Below are 13,099 nucleotides of genomic sequence, written 5' to 3'. Positions count from 1 at the left end.
CAACCCTAAAACTCTCCAACCCACATCACCCCTGCGAACCACCATCACCCTCTTCCCCATTATGCTGGAATCCAATGGCTCTTCTGGGTACTTCCACTGCTTTGTAGGTGTCCAGTTCTTTTTTCAGGGCTTGAATCCTGAATCTGAATTCATCAAAATTATTGATAATAGCGTCTGCCAGGAATCTTGCGACCTGTTCAAGGTATTCTTCGGTCAGTTTTCCGGCAGCATCTCTTAAGGCGGCATTCAGAAGGGTTTGGTCAATCTTCAGATTTTCATTTTTGGTTCTCTGGTATTGATCTTTCAGCCGTTTTTTAAGACTTTGTGTAAAATCGATCAGCATAGTATTGCTGAATGCTTTCATTCTGGACGAAATCTCGTGCCAGAACGGAACTTTATCTGCTTTGTTCTTTTTTAGGATCTTGTAGAGCAGTGAATCTTCTTCCAGTCCTCTGGTCATCGCATACAGAATAATTTCTGAGCGTTCCGCTGCATTAGGTGGAAATACCGGGATCATCACATCAAATCTTCCCGGAGCGAGAATTTCTTCATCAATTTCTGAAACGGAATTCGCCGAGCCTACCATCAGGAGTTCTTCTTTTTCAAATTTTCCGATGTAATGGAGAACCAGTTCCTGAGTTTCCAGATTACAGGAAGCAACATCTGTCTCTGCTTTTCTTTCCATCATGATCTCATCAAAGTCATCCAGGAACAGCAGTACTTTTTCTGCCTTCATCATACTGAGCAGAAAATCATTGAAATTGGTTTTATTTCCGTCAACAAAAGATGTTCCCAGATAGTGTTTTTTAACCTCTTTGAAATTGTAACCGATAATTTCTGCAATTTTGGTCGCCCAGAAAATTTTTCCGCTTCCCGGAGGTCCGTATAAAATAATTCCCGCAGGTTTATGAATTCCCCAGTCTTTGATCTGTTGTGGATTCAGAAAAGGTTCCAAAACGGATGATATGTAAAAGAAAAGATCCCTGTATCCTATAAAATCCCTATGCTTCAGGCTTGTTTTGTGTCCGAAATAATCATAAACAAACCGGTAATTTCCTCCCAGTTTATTATCAATACCATAACTGGAAATGGAGGAGCGGAAAAAACCGTTATCAAAAATATTGGGATTGGCTTCCTTAATGGCTTCTTCTACTTTTTCTTTGGGCTGGTTGATCACCTCAGCAATCTGTTCAAGGGTTTTGCTTTTATCCAGATCTTTTTCATAAAGCTTTAAAAAATCCAGGTTTTCGCGGGCAAACTTCTCGAAATCTTCCTTTACCTCAAAGTTTGTACTGATGCAGGCGCCCAGCTCAAGATCGAAATCCTGGATAAACTGTTTGATGGCCTCTGCCGAAACATTCAGCTCCTTCGCTAATTCAATTAACTTCATAACAAACGATTAATTCTATCAAATTTAAATATTTTAATTTTGAAAATCTATTGATATATGTTAAAATAACTGAAGAAGAAAGCTATGGTACACAAAACTTCTGTGATTTTGTAACATTATGAATTTTACATAGACTACTACTATGTAAAACAAATTACATGGAAAAAATCTTATCAGTAAAGAATTTAACTAAAAAATTCAAGAGAACTGTAGTCAATAATATTTCCTTTGATGTGGAAAAAGGGAATGTCTATGGTTTATTAGGCCCCAACGGAAGTGGAAAATCCACCACATTTGGAATGCTGCTGTCTACCATTAACCCAACCAGCGGCGAATGGTATTGGTTTGGACAAAAGGGAACCACTCCTGATACATTGAAAAAAATCGGTGCTATCATAGAACAGCCCAATTTTTATCCTTATCTCGATGCCGAAACCAATCTCAAGATCGTAGCTGAGATCAAAGGAACCCCGCATACAAGAATAGATGAAGTCCTGAAAACTGTAGGCCTTTTTGACCGTAAAAAAGATGCTTTCAAAACCTATTCCCTGGGGATGAAGCAGCGCTTGTCCATTGCATCAGCTATGCTGAACAATCCGGAAGTGATGATCCTGGACGAACCTACCAACGGCCTGGACCCGGAAGGAATTATCCAGATCAGGGAAATCATCAGCCATATCGCAAAACAAGGCATTACCATTATCATTGCCAGCCATTTGTTGGATGAAATTGAAAAAATATGCAGCCACGTTATCGTTTTGAAGGAGGGAAATTCCATTTACTGCGGAAGAGTGGATGAAATGACCGTCAATAACGGATATTTTGAATTAAAGGCAGATAACAACACGATGCTTTTAAGTGCTTTGGAAGAACTTCAGTGGTTCACGTCCGTGAAATCCGAAGGTGAGATCATCAAAGCCCAGATCCGTGAAGATGCTTCTGTTTCCGCATCGGCATTAAATCAGAAGCTTGTTGAAAAAGGGATTTATCTTTCTCATTTAACGAAGAAGAAACTGTCCCTTGAAACCCAATTCCTTGAACTTGTAAAAAACACAAACGACTATGCTTAAACTCTTAAAACTTGAATATTACAAAAACCTGAATTATAAGCCATTCAAGGTTTTCAGTATCATATATTTTGTAATCCTTATCGCTCTTCTTTTTATAGGGCTGGTGGATCTGAATGTGTTTGGAGCTACCATCAATTTAAAAGAAGAAGGTATTTACAATTTCCCGGAAATCTGGAATTTCACCACATGGATCGTTGCCCTGCTGAAAATTTTTCTGGGACTCATTATTGTTTTCTCCATTTCGCAGGAGTTTACGAACAGGATGTTTAAGCAAAATACCATCGACGGACTGAGCAGAAAAGAGTTTATAACCTCGAAACTGTTAACCATCACTATTTTTACAGCTGTTTCCACTGTGATCGTATTTATCATTACGATGTTTTTGGGTCACCAATACTCAAAAGTAACAGATCCTTCAAAAATGTATGCCGAGATATATTTCATCGGAAATTATTTTGTGAAGCTGTTCGCATTCTTCTCATTCCTGATGTTCCTTTCCGTCCTGCTGAGAAAATCCATGTTTGTATTTCTTGGTTTCTTTGTCTACTGGATCGTTGAAAAGATTCTCATAGGTATAGAAACCGTACCTAAATTATCCGGAGTACAAGCCGAGCAAAAAAAGGCCATTGTGGAAAATGAATTTTTTATCACCAATTTTTTGCCGCTGGAAAGTATGTCTAATATAATCCCAAACCCATTGATACGATTGGATATGATAAAAATGATGGGCGTAAAATATACCGCGCATTATCCTACGGAAAGTATGATTGCCACCATTATCTGGACGGTGATCTTTATAGGAGCTTCTTACTGGATTCTGAGAAAAAGGGATTGGTAGGCTTTTGAAAATTAAAAGATTAAAAGATTTAATCATTAAAAAATTAAGTGGTCCGGTGGATCACTTTTTGTTTTTGACAAAATAAAGCACAAACATCTGATCTGCGAGATCTGCGGGAAATTTTTCATTCTGCTCAATGACAGATTATATTTTTAGCTTGTTGGAAAATCGCAAGGACGCAAAGATTTAAATATCTTAATATTTTTAAGGCGCAAGAAAATCAAAGATTTTCAGCTATGTTTTACTTCAAAATATAATATTACCAGCTTTTGTTGGATATAAACAAAAAAGACCGCCTTTCAGCGGTCTCTCTTCATATCTACTTTTTATCCAGCAGGGAGATATATTCTCCGTAGCCTTTTTTTTCCATTTCAGCTTTTGGAATAAACTTCAGGGAAGCACTGTTGATACAGTATCGAAGTCCTCCTTTATCCTCAGGGCCGTCTGTGAAAACGTGTCCCAGGTGGGCATCGCCGGTTTTACTTCTTACTTCCACCCTGGTCATTCCGGCAGATCTATCCATTTTCTCTTCGATCAGTTTTTTGGTGATCGGTTTTGAAAAGCTTGGCCATCCGCATCCGGATTCAAATTTATCGGTAGAAATAAACAGGGGTTCTCCTGTAGTAATATCTACATAAATTCCTTCACGGGTTTCGTTCCAGTATTCATTTTGGAACGGTCTTTCCGTTGCATTTTCCTGAGTTACATTATACTGTTCTGCAGTTAATTTTTCCTTCAGAGCTTTTTTATCCTGCTTCTGGTATTTTACTTCAGGCAGCGGATTGGCTTTTTTAGCCATTTCAAAAAGTCCCGGTTCTATATGGCAGTAACCGCCGGGGTTTTTATCCAGATAATCCTGATGATAATCTTCTGCTTTATAGAAGTTTTTCAATGCCACTGTTTCCACCACTACAGGCTTGGAGTAGTTTTTGGCTAATTTCAGCACTTCATTTTTCACCAGTGTTTCATCTGCTTTATTGGTAAAATAAATCCCTGTCCTGTATTGATTTCCCCTGTCATTTCCCTGCTTATCCACACTGGTAGGATCTATTGTTTTAAAATAAAGGTCGATTAATAATTTCAGATCAACCTGTTCAGGATCGTATTTTACTTTTACGGTTTCTGCAAAACCTGTGGTATGGCTTACCACCTCTTCATAAGTAGGATTTTGAGTATTTCCGTTGGCATAGCCCACTTCTGTGCCTACAACTCCACGGATCTGCTGGAAAAAGTGTTCTGTACCCCAAAAACATCCGCCTGCAAAATAAATTTCTCTGACATTTTTATTATCCATAATTTCCTGATTTTCTTTTTCTTTGGTTAATTCTTTTGGCTTAGATTTTTTAAAAAGCCCCGATCCTGCAGCAAAAACTGCCACACCCAGAATGATTCCGAGTACGATAAATATATTTTTCATTTTTTTCTTTTTATCCATTACTTATGATTGAACTTGTTTATTTTGAATGATCATCAGCCCGAATCCCAATAACATCAGATCTTTCAGAATAAAAAAATCTGTGACGGGAACTCCATCTACTATTTTCCAGACTCCGGGTGTGGTGAAAAGGTAACTCAGTGTTACCAAAAATGTCACGATCATCCCGATTCCGGCATACTTTCTTAGTGATGCAAATTTCACACTAAATATCAATAGCAGTGCAATGATAATTTCTATCACTCCGATAGCATTTGACACCATTTGAACGCTTACGGTTTTATATACGAAAAAAGTAAGAAAATGGTTTTCCACCAATGGTTTGATGGCAGCAGCTTCAGTAGGGGTAAACTTAAATATTCCGATCCAAAGCAAAATTAATGCTGCTCCGAAAAGCGAAATATAATACCCGGTTCTGTACGTTTTTGATTCGAGGTTAAGTGTTGATGTTCCGTTCATTTTTTAAGATTTTGAATGATACTTTATTGTTTTCAAAAGTATAGTCGAAGGTGTTTCAAAATCCTGACAGAATTTCCTCTAAATATCTAATTTTTCCAAAATTTTATTTTTAAAATCCTGAATATCAGCTTCATTAACTTCTGTTTTTTCTTTACGGGATAGTTTTCTTTTCAGAATATCATCCAGTATTTTGAGTTTTTCTTCATAAGCCCTGCACCATTTGCAGATCTTCAGGTGCATGGAAAGCTGCCAGTCTTCCTTCGGGGAGATGGCATTGGCGTTTCTTTTTTCCATCAGCATGGTAGCTTTGCTGCACGGCAGAAACAAAATATGAATTAATTTCCTCAACATGTTTTTATGATATGGTTATAAGTTCGCAAACCAGTTGTTATCCAGGCATTCCCTCAGCTGCATTCTGCTCCTTTGAAGGATCTTCCACAGATTAGTCGCGGAAATCTGCAATTCCTGACTCACTTCCGGTGCTTTTTTTTCCTGAAGATAATACATTTTCACAGGAATCTTCCACCGGGAGGGCAAATCCTCAAGACATTCCTCCAGCGTTTTATTAAAATACTTATTGTCCAGAAGTTCAGATTCCGGATCTGAAACATTCCAGTCGTTCAGGACATCCTTGTTTTTCCAGGAACCTGCTTCGTCAAAAAAATGATCCAGGCTAATCCGCGGTTCCGATTTATACTTTTTCCGGTAAAAATCAGCGGCTTTTCTATTTAAAATAGCATTCAGCCAGGTAAGCGGCTGGCTTTTCCCTTCAAAAGAATCATAAGACGAAAATGCTGCTAAAAAAACATCCTGCACCATATCTTCAGCTTCTGTTCTATCCGAAAGCAGATAAACAGCTCTTGTCAAAAGGGGTCCTGAATACTGTTCTACCCAGCTTTTCAGCACTTCATTTTTCGTCATTTTTTATGATTTAATATTATAAAAACTTTGGGCTCCATACCATTGAGATCATATTATGGAAAGTCTCTATTTTAATATTAAAACGAATATAAAAAGTTAAATGATAATATACAAAAATTTAAATCAAATTGCTCCGATATTATATTTTCAGTTCTGTTGGATCATCACAAGGGACGCAAGTTCCTGCTTGATGTCATTGCGAGGAACCATGCGACGAGGCAATCTCATAAAAGAATTTTTTATTTAAACTGAGATTGCTTCACCTGAAGGTTCGCAATAACAAATAAGTTTTTAAAAATCCTTATTCACCAAACCCCAACTGCGCCATTCAAAACATAGGATAAAATTATTACAAATCGCCTAAAAACATTAAATTTGCATCTTATCAAAAATCTGATAGTTTTAAAAGCAAAGCAATACTATGACATCACAAGAGATACGTCAAAAATTTTTAGATTATTTTAAAAGTAAAGACCACCTGATCGTTCCTTCGGCTCCTATTGTGCTGAAAGACGACCCTACCCTTATGTTTTCCAACTCGGGAATGACGCAGTTCAAAGATTTTTTCTTAGGTTACAAAACGCCTACGGCCCCAAGAATTGCCGATACACAGAAATGTCTGAGAGTTTCCGGAAAACACAATGACCTGGATGATGTAGGTAGAGATACTTACCACCATACCATGTTTGAAATGCTGGGAAACTGGTCTTTTGGTGACTATTTCAAAAAAGATGCTATTGCTTTTGCCTGGGAATTACTGACTGAAGTGTTCGGAATTCCAAAAGAAAATTTATACGTAACCATTTTTGAAGGAGATGCTTCGGAAAACCTGAAAAGGGATCAGGATGCCTACGATTTCTGGAAATCCCACATTTCCGAAGATAGGATTATCAATGGAAACAAAAAGGATAATTTCTGGGAAATGGGCGAAAGCGGACCTTGCGGACCGTGTTCGGAAATTCATGTGGACCTGAGAACTGAAGAGGAAAAAGCTAAAGTTTCAGGACTTGAACTGGTGAATAACGACCATCCTCAGGTAGTGGAAGTATGGAATCTGGTATTCATGGAATTCAACAGAAAAGCAGATAAATCTCTTGAAAAGCTTCCTGCACAGCATGTGGATACGGGAATGGGCTTTGAACGTCTTTGTATGGCGCTTCAGGGAAAATCTTCCAACTATGATACCGATGTTTTCACCCCGCTGATTGATAAAGTGGAAGAACTTTCCGGTAAGAAATATACAGGCGTTTTAGAAAACGAAAAAGATATTGCCATCCGTGTGGTGGTAGACCATATCAGAGCGGTTGCTTTTGCTATTGCTGACGGACAGCTGCCTTCAAGCGGAGGCGCAGGATATGTGATCAGAAGGATTTTAAGAAGAGGAATTTCTTACTCCTACAGATTCCTGGATATGAAGGAGCCTTTCCTTTACAAACTGGTAGCTGTTTTACAGGAGCAGATGGGCAGATTCTTCCCTGAGCTTGAAAAACAGGGAACTTTAGTGACTGAAGTTATTAAAAGTGAAGAGGAATCTTTCCTTAAAACCATTGAAACAGGACTGATCAGAGTTGAAAAGCTCATCCAGCAGACCATTGCAGACAACCAAAAAGTTCTGCCTACCCTTGAAGTATTCGAATTATATGATACCTATGGATTCCCGGATGATTTAACGAGAATTATTGCGGAAGAAAAAGGTCTTACTATTGACGAGGAAGGTTTTAAAGCTGAGAAGAAAAAACAGCAGGAACGTTCAAAAGCTGATTCTGCCCAGAAAGTGTATGACTGGGTTACTTTAGAGGAAAAAGAAGAAAATTTTGTCGGGTACGATACCATCGAGTCCGAAACCTATATTACCAGATACAGAAAAGTTGAAAATAAAGACGGCGAGTTTTACCAGGTAGTATTGAGCAACTCCCCTTTCTACCCTGAAGGCGGTGGCCAGATCGGTGATAAAGGAGTGCTTGAAAATGCAACGGAAAGCTTCGAAGTTCTGGATACGAAAAAAGAAAACGGACTGATCATTTCACTGATCAACGCCCTGCCAAAAGATGCCGGCGCTGTTTTCTACGCAAAAGTGAATGCTGCCGAAAGAAGAAACTCCCAGGCCAACCACTCGGTAACCCACCTTCTGCACGAGGCTTTAAGAGAGGTTTTAGGAACACATGTGGAGCAGAAAGGTTCTTATGTAGGCCCTGATTATCTTCGTTTTGACTTCTCTCATTTCAACAAAATGACTGAGGAAGAACTGGCTTTGGTAGAGGCAAAAGTTAACCAGAAGATCAAAGAAAGCATTGCTTTGCAGGAATTCAGAAGCATCCCGATCCAGGAAGCTTTTGATAAAGGAGCAACAGGTCTTTTCGGTGAAAAATACGGAGATTATGTGAGAATGATCCAGTTTGGAAGTTCAAAAGAACTTTGCGGAGGAACTCACGTTAAGAATACCATCGAGATCGGTCACTTTAAAATTGTTTCTGAAAGTTCTGCAGCAGCGGGGATCAGAAGAATTGAGGCCATTTCCGGTGATCAATCCGAGGAATACTTCAAAAATCTGGAAAACCAGGTTCATGAGCTTTCCCAACTTCTGAAATCTAAAGACATTGTAAGATCTATTGAAAAGCTGATGGAAGAAAATGCGTCTTTAAAATCTGAAGTGGAAGCCTTTAAAAAGGAAAAAGCAAAAGGTGAAATCGGTGAATGGAAAAATGCTTACGAACAAAAAGGCAGCAAGCAGTTATTGGTAAAGAAAACCTCTCTGGATGCAGGTTCTGTAAAAGACATCGTCTTCCAGCTGAAAAGAGAAATTCCAACTTCAGTTACAGTAATTCTTTCTGATGCAGATGGCAAACCGATGATCACTGTAGGCGTTTCCGATGATCTGGCTGCAGATTACCAGGCCGGAGCCATCATTAAAGACCTGGCAAAAGAGATCCAGGGCGGCGGCGGCGGAAATCCGGGATTTGCAACGGCTGGAGGTAAAAATCTTGACGGTTTGGAAAATGCTTATCAAAAAGCTCTGAATATTTAGGATTCATCATCCTTTTATCATAAAACAGTAAAACTCCTGAACATTTCGGGAGTTTTTTTATTTATAACCATTCTAATTATTGACCTTATCTTAACAAACCATTACCTAAACTTAAACTATTTGTTTCGTCCCCTTAAAAGATAGTTCACAATAGACTTCTAGTTTTGCTACAATCGAAATTCAAAAAAGTAATTATGAAAATTAACAAAACTATCGGAGCTTTATTGTTCGCTGCTATGGCTTTTCAGGGCTGTAATGATGACAATAATAACGATCAGGAAACCAACCCTGTCAATGAAAATATCAAAATTGAAAACTTCTCCCAGGAGCCGACCTTCGTTTTTGGTATGACCGGTTTTGAAAATCTGAAGATCACGACCTTAATTTCAAGTTCAGATGTTCTTGCAGGAAGTCCTAATTTCGTTTTTGCGGGCCAGCCGGACGGAATGGGGATTATGAAAGATCCAAACTCCGACGGTTATTTAATGATCACCAACCATGAGATCACCCAATCCGTATCAAGGGTTTATTTAGATAAAACATTCAAGCCTGTTAAAGGAGAATACATCCTGAACGGAATCGGGGGTATGACCAGATTATGTTCTGCTACTCTAGCCACTCCGGAAACCCATGGGTTCAGCGCATTTCTTACCGCCGGAGAATCCGGTGAGGAAAGTATGGTTCATGCTATTAATCCACTGGCTCCGGTTTCTCAGGCCGCTGACAAGACAAGAGTAAAGCCTGCTTTGGGAAAAGCGTCCATGGAAAATGCAGTTCCGCTTCCTAAAGATATTTCAGGTGGAAAAACCTATATTATGATTGGTGAAGATCAGTCTTATTCTTCATCGCACCAGTCTGCAGGACAGCTGATCATGTATGTTTCCAATACCCAGGGAGACCTTGAGAACGGAAAATTATATGCATTAAAGAGAACCAACAATAACTATACGGAAACCGATATGGTGAAAGGAAGTTCTTATGATGTGGAATTTGTAGAGATTACCAATGCCAAAAACTCAACGGGAGCACAGATCAATCAGAAAAATATTGATAATAATGCCATCCGTTTTTCAAGAGTTGAAGATGTAGATTACAGAAAAGGAGCCGGAAAAGGAAGAGAAATTTACTTTACCGCTACCGGAGAATCTTCAGACGGGGTCACGCCTAAACCGGGACTGACCATGTGGGGAAGAGTCTACAAACTTGTTCTGAACGAAAGCAATATGCTTACCGGAAAACTGGAAGTAGCTGCGGAAGGAGATTCCAATCCGGGACAAAACCTGATCAATCCGGATAACCTTTGTGTTACTGAAAATTTTGTCTATATTCAGGAGGACGGAGATTCCTATTACCCGGCGGCTACTCACGATTCTTATATCTGGCAGCTGAATATTGCCACGAAACAGTACAAACCGTGGTTAAATATGAAACACAACAGGTTGGATTCTGCATGGCAAACCGCTTACAACCAGTCCGGAAATCTTCAGAAGTTCGGTTCATGGGAATTCGGGGCTATGGTTGACATTTCAGATATCATCGGGGTTCCGAATACTTTTGCAGTGAATATCCATTCCCACACATGGCTGAAAGATAAGTTTATGAATGCTGACGGTGCAGGAGTGAATACCAATAAGGAAGGAGGCCAGATTGTCATCATCAGAAACGTAGAGAAATAAGCTTTAAATATTCAATAAAAATTAAAAGTATCAGCGGAACTATTTCCGTTGATACTTTTTCATGCCTATGAAAATAGTTTCAAAATATCCGGTACTTCTTGTCTTATGTACCGCTTTTTTTATTGCAGCACTTTTTCAGTGCAAAGGAGATAAGCACGCTCCCATCAATGAAGATTTAAGCGTTGTAAAAAGTGAGATTTCCAAAACCAATGCCGCATTCGAAAAGCAGATTAATGAACTGATAACTCTTATTTCTGAAAATGCTGATGAAAAAAACATCAAGGGAAAATTTGAACAGCTGAGAATAACATACAAAAAAATGGAATGGGCGGTAGAATATTTCCTTCCCAATTCTGCCAGATTTATCAATGGTCCTGCCCTTCCCGAAATTGAAATGGATGAACACACCGAGCTGGAACCGGAAGGACTTCAAGTGCTGGAAGAGCTTTTTTATCCCTATACTGCCGAAAATAAGGAAGAATCCATCCGTTATCTCAAAAAGCTGATTAATAAAAGCAATACGATTAAAACGAATTTTCAGGCGATCACCATCAGTAAGGATCAGGTATTTGATGCCGCCAGACAGGAAATTTTCAGGATTTCAAGTCTTGGGATTTCCGGTTTTGATACGCCCGTTTCCGGAACATTTTTAAAGGAAATGCCCTATTCCCTGAAAGCCGTACAACTCACTTTACAACTGATCTCCACAGAAAAGTCAAAAGGGAAAGCGCTGAAAGAGATTGAAGCCGCCATTGCTTCAGCAAATAATGTCCTTAACAAAAATACAGACCGGAACGCTTTTGATTATGTGAATTTTATTCCTGATCATTTAAATACAATTTCTTCTTTACTATTGGAATTTAAAAAGCAGGAAGGCATCCCGGATATCGAAGTCACTTCTGCATTAAGTAAAAATGCAGCCACATTTTTCTCAAAAAATGCGTTCAATCCCAATGCATTCGTTCCCGGAAAAGAATATGCGTTCTCCCGTGAAAAGGCAGCTTTGGGTAAGAAACTGTTTAATGATAAAATCCTTTCCAACAGCAATACCAGAAGCTGTGCCACTTGCCATATCCCTGAAAAGGCTTTTACAGACGGACTGGCAAAATCTATGTCCCTTGACAATGCCGAGCTGCAGCGGAATACCCCTTCTTTAAATTATGCAGGCTTCCAGCACGGACAGTTCTGGGATATGAGAAAAGATGACCTGGAAGGCCAAAGCTCAGATGTGATCTCTAATAAAGAAGAAATGCACGGCGACCTGAATATTATTCTTGGCAAGATCAATCAGGACCCAAAATATATTCCTGAATTCAGGAAAATTTATAAGACCCAAAAAGCCGAAACATGGCAGCTGCAGAACGTGCTGGCCAGCTATATCCGCTCTCTCGCGAAATTCGACTCCAATTTTGATGATTATATGCGTGGAAACCGTTCTGCCATGACTGAAAATCAGAAACAGGGCTTTAATCTGTTTGTAGGAAAAGCCCAATGTGCTTTATGTCATTTTACCCCTTTGTTCAACGGTACCGTTCCTCCTAATTTCAAAAAAACGGAACAGGAAGTGTTAGGAACTGCCGCCAATGGTGATAACAGAAGTTTTGATCAGGATCCGGGAAGGGGAAAATTTCATCAGACCGTGGAAGCGTTGCAGAATTCCTTTAAAACCCCAACTCTCAGGAATATCAGCAAAACAGCGCCTTACATGCATAACGGAGGTTATAAAACATTAAAAGAGGTCATGAACTTTTACAATAAAGGCGGTGGAAAAGGTTTTGGTTTTAAAGTAGATAATCAGACGCTTTCTGACACACCGCTTCAGCTTAATGATAAGGAAATTGATCTTATTATTGAGTTTATGGAGGCGTTGAATGACAAATAAATCTACATGACATCTATCTGATTTTTCTTTATATCTTCTTTTGTCTTGAAACAAAAGAAGCAAAAATTCAAGACCTGGAAACTTACGCTAAAAATAAATCCTGTTCTCTAAAAATTCTAAAACTTGCGCGGATTCTATATTTGTTCTTCGGTTGTATATTTTGTGCCGCGCTTCGGACAGTAGAATTTTTTTAACGTTCACAGCATTGATTTTCTTTACGCTCCAGTTTCCTATGTCAGTTTTTTTTACGGTTATAAACAATGTCCTCAAAATCTGTGGAAATCTGTGAAAATCTGTGGTAAAAAAACAGCACGATCTGCAAAATCTGTGTGATGTGTAAATAAAATAATTTGATTTTTTTATTTAATCTTCTTTTGTCTTGAAACAAAAGAAGCAAAAATTC

General features: G+C 38.9%; 10 protein-coding genes. 5 read left to right on the top strand and 5 right to left on the bottom strand.

Going from position 1 to position 13,099, the window contains the following annotated elements:
- Window positions 1-25: 25 nt before the first annotated feature.
- Complete coding sequence (locus B7E04_RS10145; protein WP_080778540.1) at window positions 26-1,390, bottom strand: ATP-binding protein; 1,365 nt, start codon at window positions 1,388-1,390, stop codon at window positions 26-28.
- Between the two features lie 158 nt (window positions 1,391-1,548).
- Here B7E04_RS10145 and B7E04_RS10140 point away from each other — a divergent pair, with 158 nt between their 5' ends.
- A complete protein-coding gene (locus B7E04_RS10140) occupies window positions 1,549-2,460 on the top strand; it encodes an ABC transporter ATP-binding protein (protein ID WP_080778539.1) in 912 nt (303 codons plus the stop codon).
- Window positions 2,453-3,298 carry an ABC transporter permease gene (locus B7E04_RS10135; RefSeq protein WP_080778538.1) on the top strand — a complete coding sequence of 282 codons (846 nt, stop codon included), beginning with the start codon at window positions 2,453-2,455 and terminating at the stop codon, window positions 3,296-3,298. The genes B7E04_RS10140 and B7E04_RS10135 overlap by 8 nt, the downstream gene beginning before the upstream one ends.
- A gap of 319 nt (window positions 3,299-3,617) precedes the next feature.
- On the opposite strand, the gene msrB is transcribed toward B7E04_RS10135, so the two are convergent.
- The 4 genes from msrB to B7E04_RS10115 all read right to left on the bottom strand — a co-directional run bounded on the left by msrB (window position 3,618) and on the right by B7E04_RS10115 (window position 6,113).
- On the bottom strand, window positions 3,618-4,715 hold the full coding sequence (gene msrB, locus B7E04_RS10130; RefSeq protein ID WP_080780647.1) for a peptide-methionine (R)-S-oxide reductase MsrB: 1,098 nt from the start codon (window positions 4,713-4,715) through the stop codon (window positions 3,618-3,620).
- 21 nt (window positions 4,716-4,736) lie between these two features.
- Window positions 4,737-5,192 carry a DUF417 family protein gene (locus B7E04_RS10125; protein WP_080778537.1) on the bottom strand — a complete coding sequence of 152 codons (456 nt, stop codon included), beginning with the start codon at window positions 5,190-5,192 and terminating at the stop codon, window positions 4,737-4,739.
- 78 nt (window positions 5,193-5,270) lie between these two features.
- Window positions 5,271-5,543 carry a hypothetical protein gene (locus tag B7E04_RS10120; protein WP_080778536.1) on the bottom strand — a complete coding sequence of 91 codons (273 nt, stop codon included), beginning with the start codon at window positions 5,541-5,543 and terminating at the stop codon, window positions 5,271-5,273.
- A gap of 15 nt (window positions 5,544-5,558) precedes the next feature.
- Window positions 5,559-6,113 carry a sigma-70 family RNA polymerase sigma factor gene (locus B7E04_RS10115; protein ID WP_080778535.1) on the bottom strand — a complete coding sequence of 185 codons (555 nt, stop codon included), beginning with the start codon at window positions 6,111-6,113 and terminating at the stop codon, window positions 5,559-5,561.
- Between the two features lie 421 nt (window positions 6,114-6,534).
- On the opposite strand from B7E04_RS10115, the gene alaS reads away from it, so the two are divergent.
- The 3 genes from alaS to B7E04_RS10100 all read left to right on the top strand — a co-directional run bounded on the left by alaS (window position 6,535) and on the right by B7E04_RS10100 (window position 12,696).
- Window positions 6,535-9,138 carry an alanine--tRNA ligase gene (gene alaS, locus B7E04_RS10110; protein WP_080778534.1) on the top strand — a complete coding sequence of 868 codons (2,604 nt, stop codon included), beginning with the start codon at window positions 6,535-6,537 and terminating at the stop codon, window positions 9,136-9,138.
- Window positions 9,139-9,332: 194 nt separating this feature from the next.
- Window positions 9,333-10,814, top strand: a complete 1,482-nt coding sequence (locus B7E04_RS10105) for a hypothetical protein (RefSeq protein WP_080778533.1) — start codon at window positions 9,333-9,335, stop codon at window positions 10,812-10,814.
- A gap of 67 nt (window positions 10,815-10,881) precedes the next feature.
- Window positions 10,882-12,696, top strand: a complete 1,815-nt coding sequence (locus B7E04_RS10100) for a cytochrome-c peroxidase (protein ID WP_080778532.1) — start codon at window positions 10,882-10,884, stop codon at window positions 12,694-12,696.
- Window positions 12,697-13,099 lie beyond the last annotated feature (403 nt).

The sequence above is a fragment of the Chryseobacterium phocaeense genome, from assembly GCF_900169075.1.
GTDB lineage: Bacteria > Bacteroidota > Bacteroidia > Flavobacteriales > Weeksellaceae > Chryseobacterium > Chryseobacterium phocaeense.
This window is presented reverse-complemented; position numbering and strand designations above follow the sequence as displayed.